Source organism: Rhizobium mongolense subsp. loessense, assembly GCF_900099775.1.
GTDB classification, from domain to species: Bacteria; Pseudomonadota; Alphaproteobacteria; order Rhizobiales; family Rhizobiaceae; genus Rhizobium; species Rhizobium loessense.
Genome location: NZ_FMTM01000018.1, coordinates 13,006 through 30,956, shown reverse-complemented (window position 1 = coordinate 30,956; position 17,951 = coordinate 13,006). Strand labels below are relative to the sequence as shown.

The 17,951-nt window shown below is 55.3% G+C and carries 16 protein-coding genes and 5 pseudogenes; 12 read left to right on the top strand and 9 right to left on the bottom strand.

Annotated features, from left to right (window positions below; translation table 11 throughout):
• Window positions 1-147: 147 nt before the first annotated feature.
• The 5 genes and pseudogenes from BLP23_RS31005 to BLP23_RS30985 all read left to right on the top strand — a co-directional run bounded on the left by BLP23_RS31005 (window position 148) and on the right by BLP23_RS30985 (window position 3,765).
• Window positions 148-990, top strand: coding sequence for a DUF3313 domain-containing protein (locus tag BLP23_RS31005; RefSeq protein ID WP_092588529.1), 843 nt, complete (start codon window positions 148-150; stop codon window positions 988-990).
• A gap of 98 nt (window positions 991-1,088) precedes the next feature.
• The gene (locus BLP23_RS31000; RefSeq protein WP_092588528.1) at window positions 1,089-1,448 is read left to right on the top strand and encodes a hypothetical protein; all 360 of its coding nucleotides are present in this window, start codon (window positions 1,089-1,091) and stop codon (window positions 1,446-1,448) included.
• 208 nt (window positions 1,449-1,656) lie between these two features.
• Window positions 1,657-1,857: pseudogene (locus tag BLP23_RS35430) on the top strand (BA14K family protein); the annotation flags it as partial.
• Window positions 1,858-2,011: 154 nt separating this feature from the next.
• Window positions 2,012-2,629, top strand: coding sequence for a TetR/AcrR family transcriptional regulator (locus BLP23_RS30990; RefSeq protein ID WP_092588527.1), 618 nt, complete (start codon window positions 2,012-2,014; stop codon window positions 2,627-2,629).
• 14 nt (window positions 2,630-2,643) lie between these two features.
• Complete coding sequence (locus BLP23_RS30985; RefSeq protein WP_092588526.1) at window positions 2,644-3,765, top strand: alpha/beta hydrolase; 1,122 nt, start codon at window positions 2,644-2,646, stop codon at window positions 3,763-3,765.
• Between the two features lie 685 nt (window positions 3,766-4,450).
• On the opposite strand, the gene BLP23_RS30980 is transcribed toward BLP23_RS30985, so the two are convergent.
• The 7 genes and pseudogenes from BLP23_RS30980 to BLP23_RS30945 all read right to left on the bottom strand — a co-directional run bounded on the left by BLP23_RS30980 (window position 4,451) and on the right by BLP23_RS30945 (window position 12,018).
• Entirely contained in the window at window positions 4,451-5,899 is a 1,449-nt protein-coding gene (locus tag BLP23_RS30980) for a type II and III secretion system protein family protein (protein ID WP_092588525.1), read from the bottom strand.
• A 740-nt stretch (window positions 5,900-6,639) separates the two neighbouring features.
• Window positions 6,640-6,820: pseudogene (locus tag BLP23_RS34830) on the bottom strand (helix-turn-helix domain-containing protein); the annotation flags it as partial.
• Window positions 6,821-7,086: 266 nt separating this feature from the next.
• Window positions 7,087-7,938, bottom strand: a complete 852-nt coding sequence (locus BLP23_RS30970) for a l-ornithine N(alpha)-acyltransferase (protein ID WP_233426884.1) — start codon at window positions 7,936-7,938, stop codon at window positions 7,087-7,089.
• 527 nt (window positions 7,939-8,465) lie between these two features.
• On the bottom strand, window positions 8,466-9,062 hold the full coding sequence (locus BLP23_RS30960) for a TadE/TadG family type IV pilus assembly protein (protein ID WP_092588523.1): 597 nt from the start codon (window positions 9,060-9,062) through the stop codon (window positions 8,466-8,468).
• Window positions 9,062-9,571: a TadE/TadG family type IV pilus assembly protein gene (locus tag BLP23_RS30955; RefSeq protein WP_092588522.1), complete on the bottom strand. Its 510-nt coding sequence runs from the start codon at window positions 9,569-9,571 to the stop codon at window positions 9,062-9,064. Before BLP23_RS30955 ends, BLP23_RS30960 begins: the two co-directional genes overlap by 1 nt.
• Before the next feature lie 9 nt (window positions 9,572-9,580).
• Complete coding sequence (locus BLP23_RS30950) at window positions 9,581-10,993, bottom strand: TadE/TadG family type IV pilus assembly protein (protein ID WP_233426875.1); 1,413 nt, start codon at window positions 10,991-10,993, stop codon at window positions 9,581-9,583.
• Window positions 10,994-11,529: 536 nt separating this feature from the next.
• Window positions 11,530-12,018, bottom strand: a complete 489-nt coding sequence (locus BLP23_RS30945; RefSeq protein ID WP_208603222.1) for a GNAT family N-acetyltransferase — start codon at window positions 12,016-12,018, stop codon at window positions 11,530-11,532.
• A 203-nt stretch (window positions 12,019-12,221) separates the two neighbouring features.
• Here BLP23_RS30945 and BLP23_RS30940 point away from each other — a divergent pair, with 203 nt between their 5' ends.
• Window positions 12,222-12,842 (top strand): GNAT family N-acetyltransferase, encoded by a 621-nt coding sequence (locus BLP23_RS30940; RefSeq protein WP_233426874.1) that lies wholly within the window; start codon window positions 12,222-12,224, stop codon window positions 12,840-12,842.
• A 75-nt stretch (window positions 12,843-12,917) separates the two neighbouring features.
• Here BLP23_RS30940 and tyrS read toward each other — a convergent pair whose 3' ends face one another.
• The gene (tyrS, locus tag BLP23_RS30935) at window positions 12,918-14,180 is read right to left on the bottom strand and encodes a tyrosine--tRNA ligase (protein ID WP_092588519.1); all 1,263 of its coding nucleotides are present in this window, start codon (window positions 14,178-14,180) and stop codon (window positions 12,918-12,920) included.
• Between the two features lie 363 nt (window positions 14,181-14,543).
• Between tyrS and BLP23_RS35425 the strand changes: the two genes are divergently transcribed.
• The 3 genes from BLP23_RS35425 (at window position 14,544) to BLP23_RS30920 (ending at window position 16,545) form a co-directional block, all read left to right on the top strand.
• Complete coding sequence (locus tag BLP23_RS35425; RefSeq protein WP_167364042.1) at window positions 14,544-14,642, top strand: sigma 54-interacting transcriptional regulator; 99 nt, start codon at window positions 14,544-14,546, stop codon at window positions 14,640-14,642.
• Window positions 14,602-14,919, top strand: a complete 318-nt coding sequence (locus BLP23_RS35420) for a sigma 54-interacting transcriptional regulator (RefSeq protein ID WP_407691821.1) — start codon at window positions 14,602-14,604, stop codon at window positions 14,917-14,919. Before BLP23_RS35425 ends, BLP23_RS35420 begins: the two co-directional genes overlap by 41 nt.
• Window positions 14,920-15,636: 717 nt before the next feature.
• Window positions 15,637-16,545 (top strand): adenylate/guanylate cyclase domain-containing protein, encoded by a 909-nt coding sequence (locus tag BLP23_RS30920; RefSeq protein ID WP_092588571.1) that lies wholly within the window; start codon window positions 15,637-15,639, stop codon window positions 16,543-16,545.
• Window positions 16,546-16,626: 81 nt separating this feature from the next.
• On the opposite strand, the pseudogene BLP23_RS30915 reads toward BLP23_RS30920, so the two are convergent.
• A pseudogene (locus tag BLP23_RS30915) lies at window positions 16,627-16,933 on the bottom strand (integrase core domain-containing protein); the annotation flags it as partial.
• Between BLP23_RS30915 and BLP23_RS34155 the strand changes: the two are divergent.
• The 3 genes and pseudogenes from BLP23_RS34155 to BLP23_RS35415 form a co-directional block, all read left to right on the top strand.
• A pseudogene (locus tag BLP23_RS34155) lies at window positions 16,926-17,092 on the top strand (IS630 family transposase); the annotation flags it as partial. The pseudogenes BLP23_RS30915 and BLP23_RS34155 sit on opposite strands and share 8 nt — an antisense overlap.
• 41 nt (window positions 17,093-17,133) lie before the next feature.
• Window positions 17,134-17,547: a group II intron maturase-specific domain-containing protein gene (locus tag BLP23_RS30910; RefSeq protein WP_233426873.1), complete on the top strand. Its 414-nt coding sequence runs from the start codon at window positions 17,134-17,136 to the stop codon at window positions 17,545-17,547.
• An 80-nt stretch (window positions 17,548-17,627) separates the two neighbouring features.
• Window positions 17,628-17,759 (top strand): annotated as a pseudogene (locus BLP23_RS35415) (IS630 family transposase); the annotation flags it as partial.
• Window positions 17,760-17,951: the final 192 nt, after the last annotated feature.

Here is a 17,951-nt window from a genome sequence, read left to right as displayed (position 1 = left end):
CAATACGATCTTCGTTCGCTGGTTAGGTGGCATTGCAGCTCAAAGATCCGCCCCAAGATTTTACCCAACTTTACACTGCCTTTACCGCCATTAACGTTGGCCTCGCTAAAACCTGAACCCTCGATCCCGGTTCAGAAGACTCGCCTGATGACCTTTAGCTTTCGCCTACCGAAAAATCACCTGCGGGCCGCAGTGTCAGCGGTCCTGCTCTCATCGCTCTCCTCCTGCGCAAGCGTAGCCCTGCATCAGGGCACCTCACTTGGTTCCTATGCGGGTATGACCCCGTCGGGCGGCACGCTGACGAAGGCGAAATTGCGTGTCGACTCGGGACCGGTCCTTGCCGCACAGACAGTGCGCATCGTGCCGACGTCGGCGGATGCCGTCAGCGGCGGTTCCTTCGACGTCAAGGACTTGGCCCTTCTCACCAACGCGGTTGACCGGGCGCTTTGTACCGGCCTCAGCGATCGCTTCAAGGTCGTGACTGCGAGCCAGCCGGCAGATCTCGTCGTCCACGCCACCGTCACCGACATTGTGCCAACGAATCGAACTGTCGCAGCTACCTCGGCCGTAGCGTCACTCGGAGCCGCGGTGGTGTTCGTTCCGATCCCGCGGCTTCCGATCGGTCTCGGCGGCCTCTCCATCGAGGCCGAAGCGGTTGGCCAGGACGGCTCACAGAAGGCGGCTATGCTCTGGTCGCGCGGCGCAAACATGCTGACGACAAAGGCCCGGGTCTCCAAGGTCGGTGATGCCTATTCGCTCTCTTCCGCTTTTGGCGCCGATTTCAGCCGCATGCTCGTCAAGGGGCAAGACCCCTTCAAGGGAACGCTGTCGATGCCGTCGATGCAAAAATTAAAGGCGTCGCTTGGCGGCGACCCGAAATACGACGCGTGTAAGGCATTCGGCTCGGCCCCTGGTATCAAAGGGGCGGTCGCCGGTCAACTCGGTCTGCCACCGGGCTGGAGCGACAAGGGGGCTGCAGCCTCCCAATAGCGAGCGTAGACGACACGAAATTGCACTTTCGGACAACCGCGTTCCATCGTTCGCAACGAGACGCCAACAACTTCAAGCATGAAAGTAGGAGACCGAAAATGAAAATAGGACTACGGTTCGCAGCAGCATCCGTCGCAATTCTTGCTTCAAGCACGTCGTTTGCCGCAGGGGGGCAGACTTTCCTGCCGCCACAAAAGGCAGCAGCCATACTCGCCGACGGAGCTCCCTGGTCGGCCCTTGCGCCGGATGGCAAAAACCTCAAGTTCACTCTCCGAAACGATGGATCCGGAAGCATTCGCGGTCCTCTGCCGTTTACTCTGTCCGTCACCTGGACGCTCAAGGATGATGCGATGTGCATTTCCGGCAGGATGGGCACGAGGTGCCTTCGGTTCCAAGAAGTTCCCGGAGGTCTTCAGGGTTGGGATGGTGACAAGCCGGACCTGAAGTTCAGTCGCTAGAAGATCCGATAGGTCTCATCCCGGCCTGCCCGCGTTCCGAATACACGACATCGGAACTGCGGATAGGCCGCGGTCCCAAACTAACTCGCTCCCGCGGAGCAAGGAATGTGAGGTTATCTCCATGAAATACTTTGTAACAATCGCAGCGGTCGCTTGTCTACTCGTGGGCGAGTCAGCCGCTATGGCTCAAGTACCCGGTCCAATTCCACTGATTCCGCCGCCAATCGCTCCGCCTCCGCCGCCCCTCATTTTGCCGCCCCCACCCCCACCCGGGCCAGAATACTCGTCGGGTTATGACCCACGGCACTTTGACTGGTGCGCGCATCGGTATCGGTCTTACCGAGCCTATGACAATACCTTCCAGCCCTACGGTGGGCCGCGAACGCAGTGTTATTCTCCATTCAATTGATCAGTTCAATTGGAATAACAACCAAGACGTGAGCGCGAGCCTAGCAGGACCGCATCTGCGATAGCCCTATTGGCAAAGCATATGCTCTTCGAACCGAGCTGCCTGATGTGTATCGGACGGCCAAAATCTGGAGGCGAGGAATGATGAGAGAGCCATGCCCGCGCAGGTGAAAGCCAATGCTAAAATTATTATCCAGGCTGCCGAGCAATTGATTTGGCAACACGGCTACCAGAAGGTTCGCATTGCGGACATCGCCAGAGACCTTGGCATGTCTCGGGCGAGTGTCTATCGTTTCTTCGGTTCCAAGGAGGAATTGCGACGGACCATCTTCCGCGACATCCTAGACGGCAATTACTCGACAGCGCTCTCGATCGCGAAGCTGTCGGGCGATGCCGCTTCCCGGATCAGAAGGTATCTACAGAAACAATATTTGACGACAATTGACCTTGCGGATAATCACCGTGCAATTTATGACCTCATCGTCCTCAGCCTGGACCGCGATCATGACCTTGTTAAAAGACACATCGTCCGCATCCGCAATGTCCTCGCAACAGTGATCGCCGATGGCATTGATAGGGGAGAGTTCGTCCCCCAGAACCCCCGCCGCACATCAAGAATCTTCATAATGGCGACCGCGAAAGTTTGGCATCCGAAACTGATTTCCAATCAGAGGGTAAGGCACAAGGAAGCTCAGATACACAATATTTTAGATTTTGCTCTAAATGGCCTGAGACCAGCTGGCCGAATATCCCATGAAGTGGTAGACGATTGATAGAACGCCTTTCGATGCGGCATACGAAGCTGCCGCCTTATATCCTGCTCTTCTTCGTGATGATGGTGTCGTCAAGCTGTGCCACCAGACCAACGTCGACTGTCTTGAATCCGGTACATGTCGATGAAGCCGCCTCGGAACGAGTGGCCGTTCTAACAGCAACGAACAGGAGCCCGGATACTGCGCGTGGCGGGTTCGGAAGTACGTGGGCGGAACACCTGACATATGAGCAGTATGAGGTTTCGGTGCCTCCGAACAGGAAAAACACCGCGATCGCTTACCCGACGGCGAAGCCGAATCCCGAACGACAGTTTGTAGTCACGAGGCGGAAACAACTTTCGCAGGACGCGTTTATGGAAGCGGCAGTACGCACGGCGCAATTCGACGGCACTGTCGGGATCTTCGTACATGGTTACAACTACAGCTATCAGGAGGCTCTGTTCAGGACGTCGCAAATAGCCGCAGACGCAAAAAAGCCGGGCGCTCCGATCCTGTTTTCCTGGCCTTCGGCAGCAGCCGTCGCCGGATATGTTGCCGACCGCGATGCGGCCTTGTACTCGCGAAGCCAGCTAGACTCTTTGGTGAAATCGCTCTCAGCTTCCCGAAAGGTGAACCGCATAATTCTGTTCGGACACAGTATGGGCGGGTTCCTGGTCATGGAAACGGTACGCCAACTCAAACTTCAGCACCGCGACGATGTGATCGACAAGCTCATGGTGGTACTGGCCGCCCCTGACATCGATGTGGACGTATTCCGATCGCAACTAAGGGATGTCGGCAGCATGCGGACGCCGCTAACTCTTCTTGTCTCCAAAGACGATCGCGCACTCACGGCCTCGAGCCTGATAGCGGGGGAGCGACCCCGTGTTGGACGTCTGGACATCGATGACCCCGTCATCAAGGAGGCCGCTTTGAAGGAGAAACTCCGGGTTGTCGACATAACGTCTTTGACCGGATCTGACGGACTGGGGCACGACCGTTACGCATCGCTCGCCAAGTTCGGGGCGCAGCTTGCCACCTTTGAAAGCGGCGGGCGCTCGAGTGCCAGCGACATTGGTGCCTTTGTCTTCGACGCAGCCGGTGCTGCAGTCGCAAGCCCGTTTCGTATCGCTGGGCGTGTCGTTGGTTCACCATAAAAATCTGGCTTTAAAATGCTCAGAAAAGCACGGTGCCTGCCTATCATCCTCGGACGCCAAGCGAGCGTCCTAGATTACGTGTCGTCCCTGACTTACCCCCAAGTTTTATCCGATTTTGAGTTCGCTCCAGCGGTTTTTGAGGTGCTCCCCGATTTTGGGCTAGCGGAACTGGAATTTTCCGGGTTTAAGGCTCAAGCTTGGCCATGGGGCCGATGAGCCGTTCATGTGCTGGTGCGAGCGCGAAGCCAGGATGGATTCGCTGATGGGAAGAGTTGGTGACGGCTCGGACTTGATCGGCAGCAGAGCCAACTGTGGTCTCCTATCGGCAAGATGCGCGAAGCAGATGGCGGCCGCGGCGCGACGTCCGATGGTTTGAGAATACGTTTTCGGTCGCGTTCTCAGCGGTCAGCGACAGGGAGACGGCAGAGTTCATTTCGAAGAGATGTGACACTACAACCGTGGAGATCGATCAACGTCCGGAAGGTAAAAGATTCCGGGCTTGTTGTGCCGAGCTCGGCGTTACTGCAAAACTGCGGCGAGCTCCGCAAGATATTCTGATAACCCGACAATCCAGCCCTCGTCTCACATCGACTGTTGCGCCATACCGCAGCTTATATCTATGTCGCCGCGTTCCGGGCAAAGGCCAAGATAAACGATCAGATGGCCTGCAACCGAGCCAGCTCTTTTACTTGTAGATAAATCCTACATTGCCGGCGTACGGCCTTTGGGGCTCTGACGCTGCTCTGCCGTAAAGCTTGTTGACGCGATCCATAAATATCTCTGATGCATCATCGGCAGGGCTGAAATTGTCGTCGGGTCTCGCCAGGCTGTTGCGTGCCGTTGGGCGGACCAGATAGGCAGTTGCGATAATAACGAGCTCCGTCTCATTGCGTTCGAAACTACGCTGCCGGAACAATGTTCCGACTAAAGGGAGCTTCTTCAAACCCGGTGTCCCGTTCGATGTCTGAGAGACATTGTCGCGGATCAGTCCTGCAAGCGCAATTGAACCGCCAGAAGGCAGCTCGACGGTCGTTTTGGTGGAGCGTTTTCCATAGGTTGGCGTCGATCCCGACACCGAGGTCGTAGGTTCGGAAACGCTCGTCGAAATCTCAATGCTGATGCGCCCCGACGACAAAACGATAGGTTTGAAAGATAGCTGGATCCCGTATTCGTAGGTTGATTGGGTAGCGTTTCCGTCATCATCTGTATCAGAGTAAAGCGCTTCCCCGCCAGCACTGAATGTCGCTGCCTGACCGGACACTGCCGTCAGGGTGGGCTCCGCGAGCGTTCGTACCGCTTTTGCCTGCTCCAACGCATTTAATGTGCTGGAGACATTGTATCCGCCGATGGACGACTTGAACAACGCAGACAACCCGCCTCCTTCGGTTGCTGTTGATGCGTCGGCGGTTGATGCACCAAGCTCGGCCAAGGTTGCGCCGCTTGAATTCGAAATCAGATGGTCAAAACCGACCTGCTTTAGAATGTCCCTTCTGATTTCGGCGACCGTTACCTTTATAGTGACTTGATCTTCGCCCTCGATCTTAAGAAGGTTGACGATCTGGGAAGATTGCCGGCTTTCAGCATATATCGCAACCGAACCCTTCTCGGCAGACTCGGCGGTCTGATTTCTGGTTGTAGCCTCTCCGCCTTTCAAGAACGCTTTGGCCAGGTCAACAGCCTGAAGTGCATCCTGAGGCGTTCTGACAGTCCCGCTTAAGACGATGTTATCGGATACAATTTCAACGTCGATGCGCGAATCCTGAATGAAGCGTCGAAGGTTTGCCTCCAACCCGCTGACGTCGCGTTCTGTTTGCACGTCGAGGTCCACCAACTTGCGACCGCCCGCGCCGAATATAAGGATATTTGTCTGGCCAACTTTCTTACCGAACAGGAAAATCCTGCGCGACGTGCGAGTCACTGCATCTGCGATCGTCGGATCTGCGATTAAGAGGTCATGCGCATCTTCGGGGAGCTCAACGACGAGAGCTTTGTTTAGTCCCAGTCTTATGACCTTGCTTTCGCTGACACCGACATTCTTGATCTCCACAATAGTTTCAGCGGCACCTAGCCCTATTGTCGGCATTGCACACGTTAACGCGATTGAAAACGCGAATCCTAATCCAGGGAATCTCATTAAGAAACCTTCCGACTGACGGCGGTCAGTGTGGGTGATTCGAATAGTTTCAGTTGACCTGAGGTCGGCGTTAAGTTGTGTTAATTATCCGTTAAGAATAGTAAATGTGGTCAACGGCAGGAGGATGCATAGCCATCCCCGTCGCAAGAAAACGAGTGAGCTCGACATCTCTTTCTGCCGCTAGCCAACCTGCCGGATTGATTTCGGCAGCTTAGCGACAACCGGGTCTCGTCTACCTGGACCGCGTGCTTAACCGTCTGGAGCTACGGTCCGAAAGCTGCACTTCTATCCACAAAGCGCCGACATCGATCTCAAGATGCGATCCTTTGGGTGTCTAGCGGCCGTGACGACTTGATTGAATTATCTGGTCCTGCTTCTCTGTCGCTTGCTCGAAATGATGACGGGCAACGCCATGGCTGCGGGCATGACCCATCCAAAACAGCCCTCTCGGCCATGGCGATTTCAAGCTCACTATCTCGCGCGTCGAACAGTGGGGGGCATTTTCTGCAAACGGGAGCACATGGCTGCCTAATGATCATCGAGATCACTCAGGAAAATTGGCGTCGCAGCAGATGAGCGCGACTGTCGCGTGGCAGAACTGCTGTAATTATCCATAGTGGCCACCCGCATTCTCAAGACGTGTCACATTCGGAAGTTAAGCGCGTTATGCGATTACAAGCATGAAATAAAGGTCCTCGGTAGCGATGACGTATTCTGAAAAATGGTGTGCTAGCGACGGAGACACCAAGAAAATTGGCGATCGCCTGCAGCCGGCTCGGAACCGACGCGATTTGTGCCCTTCTCGTATTTCTGGACCTCTTGGAAAGTGACGCCGAGCCCTTCTGCAAGCCCGGTCTGGCTTATCCCCGTGAGCTTACGCTGCCGACGAACATGCAATGGTGTGACAATCCTGGTCCGCAAACTCCAAACTGCTCGGCACCCACATCGCGGCCACCATTTCCCCATTGCTCACCTTCCTGCGACCCGCACATCTGCCAGTGGATCAATAGGAGCACTAGCGGCTTCGGGCCACTGGCACGGAACCGAATGTCGAGAACCTGACGCTGGTCGGGCACCGCGCCTCCACACACGGCTTTACCAATGAATTGCAAAGGTAATTCTGCGATCTTTCGTGTAAGACATAGCCCGCAGTTCTATCGGGACTCTGTGGCCGCCACTCCGTCACATCAGCTCGCAAAGCGGCCGGCGTCGGCGCCGTAGTAGTTGAGATAACGGCCGGAAATGTTGGTGATCGGCAGCACGATCAGCACATCCGTTGTGCGGAAGGCGTGATCGACCACAGCGCCCTTTCCGACCATGGCGCCAAGGCGCATGTAACCCTTGATCAGCGGCGGCAGGGCGGCGAGCGCCTTGCGTATATTGATCGCTTCAACCGGCATCAGATCCATGGTGCGGAAGAGTTCGGGACGGGCCGAAACGTCCCATTCGTCACGCACCACCATGGTGTGGTGCAGGAAGGAGAGCGCCAGCGCATGTTCCTCCGGGATGACGCCGGGGAAGGAGCCGCAACCGAACATCGCATCGACGCCGTGTTTCAGCGCATAGGCCCAGTTCCCCTGCCAGAGAAGCTCGATAGTGCGCTTGGTGCGATATTCCGGCAGGACGCAGGAACGTCCGAGTTCCATGAATCTCTTTTCCGGGTGGCGTTCCAACAGCGAACCGATGGAAAATTCGGAAGCCGAATAGAAGCCGCCAGTTTTATCGGCAACATCCTTGCGCAGCAGCCGGTAGGTGCCGATGATCTGGTCTTCAGGATCGCCGTCAATCGATGTGTCAAGCACCAGCAGGTGGTCGCAGACGAGATCCCACGAGTCGGCATCGCGCTTACGGCGATCAGCGTCCTGTGGGATTTTCGCCTTCATCTCCTCGACAAAGACCTTGTAGCGCACGGCCTGCGCGGCATCGATCTCCGACGCATTGCGGGCAAGGCGGGTTACCAGATTGCCGACACGGCCGAGCATATCCGACGACGGGCTCTTGTCACCCCGGACGCGGTTCTGTAGCTGGTCAGCCACGATCGTCAGATCCAAAGGTTCGATTTTTATCGTTTGTCATCCTGGTCCTGCATGCGGAGGCAAACTTGCCATAACCACTTTGCACTGAATCGCACTAGCTCCAGAAACGCGGGTCGATCGAAGGTAGCCGCTCGGCCTTCGCCGTCCGGATGATGCTCAGGGCCAACATATGCCTGGATATTGACAATGGGAAGATTGAAGAGTTCCCAATGCCATCTATCATCGGTCCCCGTCGTTCTCGATTTCCACTCCGCTTGTTTCATCAACCATGCTTTCAACGCGTGATGTGCAGGCAACCCGATTGGCGGGATTACCAAAAAATAGCGGCTCATCCCGGTTTGGGCTGTTCTAGCGATACCAGCGTTAACGGCAGTAAAGTCAGTGTAAAGTTGGGTAAAATATCGGAACCAATCTTTGTCCCTTGCCGGAATTTACTCAAGCTCGATGGCAATCCGGAGATCGTCGTGTACGTTTGGAAGGCTTCGGATAGGCGGTGGTCGCGTGCTCTCGAGGCATCTCAAAGCACGGGTTCAGGTTTTCAGCGCAACCGAATCCTGGATGCGAGGTCTCATAATGTAGTTCTTGCTGTAGTGATACGAGTCGATGCCGGTGATGATCTGAAGTAGACCGGAAAATGGCGTGGTCAGCCTGTATGTCGCATTTACGGCAATCAATTGGACGCCGGCTGAAGCAATCTCTGGGGGAATGACAACCGGCGACGGCGCACCCTTCGACAACGCGACGGAATTATAGGCTTCGGCCCAATCCACGCTCGCTACCAAATCACTGTCAATGTCGACGATTGCAAGTTGGATTGTGAGGTCTCTTGTATCGAAGGGCTCGATAATGGTTGCAGCGCCTGCGATGATGGCGTTTACGTCGTCGTCCTTCCATGTGGCTTTTTGAGAGACCATGTCGCCAACGGTGGCAGCAATTTGGTTCATCTTACGGCTAACGAGCAGCGCTTGACCAAGGTCGACGGTGCCAGCAAGCAAGACGACCATGATCGGAAAGACCAGAACGAACTCGATCGCAGAGGCACCGTTCCGATTGCGCAGAAACTCGCGGAAAATGCTGGATAGTTTCCTGCTCAGCAGCGCCGGTGGTGTGGGTGTCGGGTTCGACATCAAAACGGCTCGTTCTTGAAAAGTTCAGCACTACCCAGGACATATCTCCCATCATCCAACTTGCTCGACGAATAGCTGTAGTACTGCACGACCGGAATCCAGGGAAGAAATGCCTGGATAAGCACGTAGTCACCTGCGCTTCCAATGTTGAAGTCCTCGGATACAGAGAGCGTTCCATCGGCTATCCCAGAAATTTTGTTCACCGAATTCATGTCCGTGATGACCGTGGCGCGCACGAGCAAGCTGTTGGAGCAATCGAAGTAATAGACGAGATTGCCGCACAGAGTCGCTTTGAATATATTGAGATCCCAGTGATCGGTCGCAGCGGTACCCACGCGCACCTGTCGAGCCGTTTTGTGTAACGCCGCATCGAGCCCTGCAGCTACGAAACACATTATGGCGATTTCGATGATGGCAAAGATCACAAGGAAGAAAGGAAGCGCGAGGATGGCGAACTCTACTGCAGCAGCGCCCTTCTGGTCCCCGGTAAAACGTCTCAGAATCGACATTTCAAAAACCTATTGAGTAAGCCGGACACTGGTCAGGTATTGTTGGAAGAGCGAGGATAGCCCGGATTCGATCTCGTTCGAATCCGATGCAGAAATGAACAAGTCTTCGGAGGAAGCGCAATCTTTGAGAGCATATGGAATGTAATCGCGCCTCGTCGTACCACCTGAAACATCGGATCGCATCGTACCGCCCCAGATTGATTTAAATGCGCTCGATTTGATCGTCTCGCCGACAGTCATATTGTATCCCCAGTCCTTGGGGATCGACAAATACTCCGTGTAGAGAACACCGACCGTGACAGCGTTATTCTTCATCGTCTTGCACCACGTCGAATTCAATGGCGAGACTTTGGGCTGATCGGGGAAGTAATTCGCATTGTAACGGATGCAGATCGATCCAGAGTATTCCGTGCATTGCCACTTATTTTTGGGATTATTAATCACCCAGCTGCGGTTCGATTGAACGCCGTCGGTCAATAGGAGCACCAATTTCAACGGCGAGGACGCGCTGCCGCCATCACCGGCGGATCCGACGAAGGCTGCCATCTTGGAAAGCGCGACATCAAAATATGTCGCGTCTTCCGATGTTGCGCTGTTGAGCTTCATGGAATCGGTTGCGAGATATTTCAGCGCCGTCGATGTCGAATAGGTCGGAGAAAGAACCTCAGTGGCGCTTGCGCCGATTGTATAAAGGCCGACTTTGACATGACTGTTCGATTGATTGGCGCTGTCAATCATCGTGAGGACTTCCTTCACAGCATCAACTGATACGTCAGCGCGTAGAGCTATGCCCATCGCCTTTGATAGATCGTAGACGGTGTTGTAGGTCGCTCCCTTATATTTGTAGGTTTGCTTTTCAGCCGTATGGCACGCGAACTCACAGCTGGCGGCACCTCTCAATGAAGCCTGCCCAGCGGTCGTGGCGGCAAGCAGCATGGATGCGGACTTATCCAGCACGAGGTAGACATTCATGTATGAAGTCGCAGGGCCCGCCACTGATGACGTCACTGCAACGTTCACCTTATCAATGTTTGCTATGCGCATGAAGGTCGTATCGACGCTGGCGGTCGCAACGGCCTGGATTGATTTATTCGTCTTGCTGATTTGGATGGTGCTATCGGAAAGCGAGTACTTGCTGCTATCAAGCTCGGTTTGGGCAGCAAACCAGGTCTCGACCTTTTTCTGAAGTTTGTCGTCCTCCAAGGTATCGACCTCCTTGATGGAAGCAATCAGGGCCGCGTCAAGATCGACCTGCATTTTCGCCTGGACGTTATACGCTCGAACGTAGTCAATACTTGCGCCGACGGCGAGCAACATCGGTACCAGGACCAGAGCGAAAGAGATCGCAACGTTGCCGCTGTTGCTATGTAGTAGAGCCCATATGGTCGAGAAAATTCGCTGCAATGCGATGTGGAGTTTCACTTGTCACCAGCCGAGTTTAGAAGATTGGCATGCTGGCGCCAAAGATTTATGCGGCGGTAAATTAAAGTTTTACAGAGAATCCGAATGACGAATTTTAAAGCCAAATAACGCAGAATTCCTCACAATGCCTGAAAGCAGTGGTGGGGTTCACAGCACTCGAGTGAGTCGACTGGTTCAACCATCGGCGGCGTCTCGACCCGATCGGAACCATTCCGCCAGCACAGCAACATTATGCATTCTGGACGAGCCAGCCATGGCCGCGTAACTTAAGCCAAATGGTGGATGCGGTCACACTTCAAGCAGGTCTCGATTGTAGTCGAAACGAGTTCGTTCGAGGTTACGACCTCGGCAAATCAGCCCACGCAGAAGGTGGTCCGCAGGAACGTGATCATCGAGGCAGAAGTCGTAGAAGAGCTGCGCCGGTGCCGCCTGACATCCCATCATTCGCCTGTCCCCTGCAAATCACCCAGAGGATTGAATCACGCCTCTCAAGCACCGGCAATGCCGAGTTTTTCAACGGTATCGGCCCGAAGCGGTCATAAGAGAATACAGCTATAAGTGCTTCTGCATGATGGAAAATGGGAAAATGTCTTACCCCGGCGCTCGAAAGTCTCGGTCGTTGTCCATCCCGCCAACGAATAGAGGCCTTGGGCGGTGGAGGTATAGAGCGATAGGCGCTCAATGTCGGAGCTTCGAGCCAAAGCCTCAAGTTCTTCGATCAGCCGCAGAGCATGTCCTTTGCCCCGATGCGCCGGATCGACATAAAGCTCCGCCAGCCATGGGTTGAGGTCCGGTCGCCCTTCCAAGTCGTCCAGACAAAGCGCCACCATACCAACAGGGCGCTGCTCGTCGAGCATAACGAGTACGGTCGGCATGAGCGCACCGTTACTAGCGCATTCGGCTTCAAGCCGAAGAATTTCACTCAACTCCATACCGTCCTTGACGAATTCCTCCCATCGCCAAGTTCCAGTCGTGGTCACGAGATCGGGGCGGTCTGCGGTGGAAACAATCGTGATCGTCATCATCGGTCTCTGGGGGCTTTTATCTGCGACCATATCGTCAATTGCTTGGCAATATGACAGATACCAATGACCGCACATGGCGCATAGTTGCCGCCTCCATCATACTGCGATCAGCAAGATGTAGCGTATGAGATGATGATGTCACCCCGTATGTGCGATACTTCCCCGAAAGGAGGGAGGAGGCGCGGGCCAAGCCACTAACGCAAATGTGGAATCGTCGGGACCATCTTCAAACAATACCGCTACAACGCCAGTTATTCAGGCGTATTGCGTATGCCGGAGTTTTTTCGAAGCGCTATGGCAATTATGCGCCAACACTGGACATTGCACCTCTGCCTAAATTTCATATCCTTCACCGCGAAGGCAAGCGCCATAAGCGCTGGTTATCGACCAACCAACAAATGCGGAAAGCGATGGAAATTCATATTACTGACATGCCATCGGATGAGGACGTTGCGATCATCGAAAATGGCCTTATCGAATTCAACAAGAGACATATCGGTCCATCAGACCGACGACCGCTCGCGGCGCTCGTTCTCGATGAGCATGGCGAGGTGGTGGGAGGCTTGTTAGGCCTTACCGCACGGGGGTGGTTAGTAATCGACACATTGTTTGTGCCGGAAGAGTTACGGGGGCAAGGAATTGCAACACGATTGCTCGAAACGGCGGAAAACGAGGCTCGTCAGCGAGGCTGTCATGGGGCATGGCTCGATACGGTAAATGCCGATGCCAGTCGGCTCTATCAGAAGTGTGGCTACCGATCGTTTGGAAAGCTGGACGACCTACCAAAAGGCCATAATCTCGTTTTTATGTCCAAGTCACTTTAGACATATTTAAAGTCCGGTTCGGGCCTGAAAGCAGACAAGTGTTGCGCCGGGCTCTGCAGTCCCGGCGCACCGGAGCTACTTCACGACGGTGTGACGCTTCCGACCCAAGGAAAGCCGGATCGGAAGGTCCTGGTCTGATATCATCACATTAAGGTCCTCCACGATCTCGCCGTTGACCCGCACACCGCGCCCCGAGATCGCCCTTCGCGCCTCCCCCTTCGAGGTGGTCAATCCAGCACGGACCAGTAACTCCACCAGAGCTACGCCGCTCCTGCGCTCCGCATCATCCAACTGAAGCGTCGGCAGTCCCTCTGCAGCCTCACCGTGCCCGAACGCCCGCCTCGCCGTAGCCGCAGCCTGATTTGCGGAGCCAGCTCCATGGACAAGCGTCGTGGCTTCGTTGGCGAGACGTTCCTTGACGATGTTGAGTTCGGCCCCTTCTGCCTGACCAAGCCGTTCGATCTCATCCAACGGCAGGTCCGTGAAGAGCTTCAGGAACCGGACAACATCAGCATCTTCCGCGTTGCGCCAGAATTGCCAGTAGTTGTATGGCGACAAGCGATCCTCGTTCAGCCATACAGCTCCGGCAGCCGTCTTACCCATCTTCAAGCCCGAAGCTGTTGTCAGAAGGGGCGCAGTCATCCCAAAAACTTCGTTCCCGTCCCTTCGCCGGACCAGGTCGATGCCGTTGACGATGTTCCCCCACTGGTCGGCCCCGCCCATTTGCAAGCGGCAGCCGGTCTGGCGGGATAGCTCAAGGAAGTCGAACGCCTGGAGGATCATGTAATTGAATTCGAGGAAGCTCAGGTTCTCCTGCTTCTCCAGCCGCGACCTGACACTGTCAAAAGACAGCATCCGATTGACGGAGAAGTGCCTGCCTACGTCTCTCAGCATGTCGATCCAGCCAATGCCATCCAGCCAGTCAGCATTGTTGACCATCATGGCATCCGTCGGGCCGTCGCCGAAGGTCAGAAGACGATCAAAGACTTTTCTGATCCCTTCGATGTTGCTGGTGATTTGCTCGTCCGTCAGCATCGGCCGCACCTCCGACCGGAAGCTCGGATCACCGATACGAGTGGTCCCGCCTCCGATGAGAACAATGGGCTTATGACCTGCCTGCTGAAGGCGGCGAAGAGTCATGATCGGAAGAAGGTGGCCCACGTGTAAGCTGTCGGCAGTCGCATCGAAACCAACGTAAGCGGGCACGATGCCAGCTTCGAAGGCGGCATCGATCCCTGGCAGATCGGTCGCTTGGTTCACATAACCGCGTTCGACCAGCGTCTTCATGACCGCCGAACGCGGTTCGAAGTGATCGGCCACGGCCTCGGATATTGTCATCGGAACTCTCCTGGTATTGCCGCCAGGGGTTCTCCACAATGAACAAAACCGCCTGACGGCGGCTTGTTTCAAGGCATGATCGAAACGCGCCGCTCCTTATGGAAGCGTCGCATAATAGATTGCAGCGATGATCGCGGTGTTGTTCATGGGGCGGATCATAAAGAACTTCATCCTGGCGTGCAATGTTGATCTTACCTTGACTGGACATTCGGCGACGCTCCAGTGCTTGTTCACGTCTCGAACATCAGCCCGCTGCGCTATCTGCCTGTGCTGGCCATCATCCAGAGACCATGCCGCTGAGCAGATTGCCGAGGGTCAGACCGATGACTGTCCAGGTCGGGCCGAAGGCGTTCTTGCGGCGGAGTGCCGGAGGAATTGTTCATCGCGGAAATCTTCGGCCACGAGCGCGGAGCATTCACCAGTGCGCGCGGAAGGCGCTCCCGGCTTGGCTCGCATGGCTGATCGCGCCACGCTATTTCTCGACGAGGTTGCCGATATACCGCTTGCGGCGCAGACGTCGCTGCTGCGCTTCCTCGACACCATGGAAATCCGCGCCGTCGGTGGCCAAAAGATGCAGAAAGTGGATATCCAGATCGTTTCGGCAACCAATCGCGATCTGGAAGACATGGTAGCGCAAAGACAGTTTCGGGCGGACCTCTATTATCGGTTGAACGCATTCGCCATCCGCTTGCCTGCGCTGCGAGCGCGATCTGATTTGCCGGTGTCGTCCGCCATCTGATGGAAAAGATGGAGCCCGGAACACCTGTGACCGATGCCGCGATCGACACGTCTCGCAACAGAAATGGCCGGGCAATATCCGCGAACTCCCATCCGTGTTGCAGCGCGCGCTGGGTCGCCGGCGCGCCGACTAGATTGACGAAAGCTGTTTCGACGAGGCTCCCGTCTCCGACCTTTCTCGCGACTGCTGCGACGAATGCCGGGGCCGACTGCTCAGCCGTGCCAGGTGTCAGGAAATCCGATCCGTTTGTCAGAAGACCGATAAGAACATATCACCCAGTATCTGGCTTGGGCTGACGACCGCGCGCGGCGTATCGATGGACGTCCCTGGGGCGATTTACTCCAGCAACGAAATCGTCAATTCCCAGAAACGGTTTTTGCCTTCTTCGGCGCGAAGTGGTTGGGCAAAGGGATCCGGAATGCCGGCAATTTGGATCGTCGCTACTAGACGTAAGCGGTCATGGCCGTCACCCATATCGACATAATCTCGACCCCATATTCTCCAAGACCGTCAAAACCGACGAGAAACCCGCCCAATGTCTCACGATGCCGATCCTATTTCGTGATTTGGTAGGTACAAGAACATGTTCGAGGTCGCTCAGCCCGAGTCTATGACGTACGATCCCTCAGGACTGAGTTCAACTGAAAACAAGCTGAATCAGAACCAATAATTTCGCGCCAGTTGGTAAGCTCTGCGATTTTTGGGAAGGAGATAATGATGCCGAGTGTACGACGGAAGCTAACGACCATCTTCTGCGCCGACGTAGAGGGATATTCTCGGCTAATGAGGGCGGACGAGGAAACAACGTTACACACTCTCAAACGAAGCCGAGACTGCATGGAGCGGTTGATTGAGTTACATTCCGGCCGCGTGATCAACACTTGGGGAGACGAACTGATCGCAGAGTTCTCCAGCGTCGTCGAAGCCGTGCGAGCGGCAGTCGATATTCAAAACGAGTCAAGTTCACACAACCTCTCGCTGCCGGACAAGGCTTGCATGCGCTTTCGTATCGGGATCAATCTCGGCGATGTGATTGTAGATGGCGACAACATCTATGGTGACGGGGTGAACGTCGCTGCTCGCTTGCAGTCATTGGCATCGCCCGGCGGGATTGTCATTTCCAACACGGTGTATGATCAGGTCCGCAACAAGCTCAGCATCGGATTTGAGTTTATGGGGCAGGTCGAAGTAAAAAACATAGATGGCGGAGTTGCAAGCTACGCAGTCCGAACTGACAGCAGTGTCGCCAATCGCGTTACGAGAAACGACAATCGCGCTATCGACAGCAACTTAAAATTTATCTCCACGCAGAGGGTCAGTTCGGGTCACGCCATCTGTTTGCTCGCACTATTTCTTGAGGTGCTTATTTCGATTTCGTGGCCACAGCTCTACTGGACCCGGTGGCCTTTGCTCTTGTTGATCTCGCTGCTGCTGTTGAAGTGGATGAAGACACGAAAACAGGGTGACTACTTCATGTCCATGGTCTTCTTCATTGCAGGTCTGCTGATCGCCATCAATCTCTTGTCGTGGAATGGCGATTTCTGGGCATCATGGCCGCTCTTTGGCCTTGCAATCACAGCCGGCATTCGCTGGGCTGTCCCAAATAACGGCCGCTCCAAACACTGAGCGGAGAGAGCTGGCTCGGTTTGTCTGATCAGCTACGGACGTTTTGTTAAGTGGATTTCCGCCTCGGTTATGCTGCCGCCATCATCGGCGCAGCGCGTTGAAGTAACGCCTGATCGGGATCCGCCGGTCAAGGGATGAATGTGGGCGGCGGATGTTGTAAAAAGGTCGGATATCGGCCGATGCCGACGCGGGCCTCGGACACGGTCTTGTAGGCGTGGAGATAGACCTCTTCGTATTTGATCGACCGCCAGAGCCGCTCGACGAAGACGTTGTCGCGCCATGCACCCCTGCCGTCTATGGAGATGGCGATCTCCGCCTCCTTCAGTACCGCCGTGAAGTCGATAGAGGAGAACTGCGACCCCCGGTTCGTATTGCAGATCTCGGGCTTGGACGCGCACGAGGCCTTTATCATCGGCATGATCGAGGCGGCGAAGGACATCACGCTCAACGAGTGTTGCTCCTGCGCGAGGAGAAGTCCGTCTCCATCGGCCGCAGTGCGCTTGACGCTTGGCTACGCAGGTGTGGCTGGACGTTCAAAAAAGAGTCTATTGCAAAGACCAAAGGCGCAGGGGGAAATACCCGAATGTCGTGTTCGACTTCCTCGGGTATCAGTTCCGGCCGCGACGCGTGGCGAACACACAGCGAGATGAGTTCTTCTGTGGATACACGCCTGCGGGCAGCCCAAGGGCACTGATGTCGATGCGGGCCACGATCAAAAGCTTGAACATCCCGCGGCAAACGCCGGGGACGCTGGCCGAAATAGCCAAACAGCTCAATCCACTCCTTCGGGGATGGATTGCCTACTATGGCCGTTACAGTCGTTCGGCCCTGTCTACTCTGGCTGACTACGTCAATCAGAAACTCAGGGCTTGGATCAGGCGGAAGTTCAAGCGCTTTCATTCCCATAAGACACGTGCCAGCCTCTTCTTGCGAAAGCTGGCGCGGGAAAATCCAGGACTGTTCGTGCATTGGAAGGCGTTCGGAACGAACACGTTTACCTGATGGGAGCGGTGTGAATCGAGAGGTTCACGCACCGTTCTGCGAGAGGCCGGCAGGTGAAATTCCTCCGGCCTACTCACCCCGGCCTTTCCACGAAGATGTCGCGCCTGCGCGGCCGTTCGCCGCGTGGTGAGCGCTGCCGCTCGGCCGTCCCGCATAGTCATTGCAAAACCACCACCTTCACCGGCGCACTCAGACTTTCAGGCATGACCGCTAGAGCAACTATTCAAAGTTTGCCTTTCGATCATTGGGCCTATGGAAGGGCGCCCAGCCAAATACAAAGCAATCCCACGCTTGTATCTTCGGCCCTTCAGAAAATTCTCAGTCCTATTTCGCGATTTCGTGTGTCCGAAATCGCGAAACAGGACGCAGCTTCATCAACTTTCGGCATATCGAATAGTCATTAA

Bases quoted from the DNA above. Each gene is read 5' to 3' on its own strand.
- BLP23_RS30955 (WP_092588522.1), bottom strand. From the start codon at position 9,571: ATGTCGATTCTGAGACGTTTTACCGGGGACCAGAAGGGCGCTGCTGCA.
- BLP23_RS30960 (WP_092588523.1), bottom strand. From the start codon at position 9,062: ATGTCGAACCCGACACCCACACCACCGGCGCTGCTGAGCAGGAAACTA.
- BLP23_RS31005 (WP_092588529.1), top strand. From the start codon at position 148: ATGACCTTTAGCTTTCGCCTACCGAAAAATCACCTGCGGGCCGCAGTG.
- BLP23_RS30990 (WP_092588527.1), top strand. From the start codon at position 2,012: ATGCCCGCGCAGGTGAAAGCCAATGCTAAAATTATTATCCAGGCTGCC.
- BLP23_RS30985 (WP_092588526.1), top strand. From the start codon at position 2,644: ATGCGGCATACGAAGCTGCCGCCTTATATCCTGCTCTTCTTCGTGATG.
- BLP23_RS30980 (WP_092588525.1), bottom strand. From the start codon at position 5,899: ATGAGATTCCCTGGATTAGGATTCGCGTTTTCAATCGCGTTAACGTGT.
- BLP23_RS31000 (WP_092588528.1), top strand. From the start codon at position 1,089: ATGAAAATAGGACTACGGTTCGCAGCAGCATCCGTCGCAATTCTTGCT.
- BLP23_RS30945 (WP_208603222.1), bottom strand. From the start codon at position 12,018: ATGATGACGATCACGATTGTTTCCACCGCAGACCGCCCCGATCTCGTG.
- BLP23_RS30920 (WP_092588571.1), top strand. From the start codon at position 15,637: ATGCCGAGTGTACGACGGAAGCTAACGACCATCTTCTGCGCCGACGTA.
- BLP23_RS30940 (WP_233426874.1), top strand. From the start codon at position 12,222: ATGTGGAATCGTCGGGACCATCTTCAAACAATACCGCTACAACGCCAG.
- tyrS (WP_092588519.1), bottom strand. From the start codon at position 14,180: ATGACAATATCCGAGGCCGTGGCCGATCACTTCGAACCGCGTTCGGCG.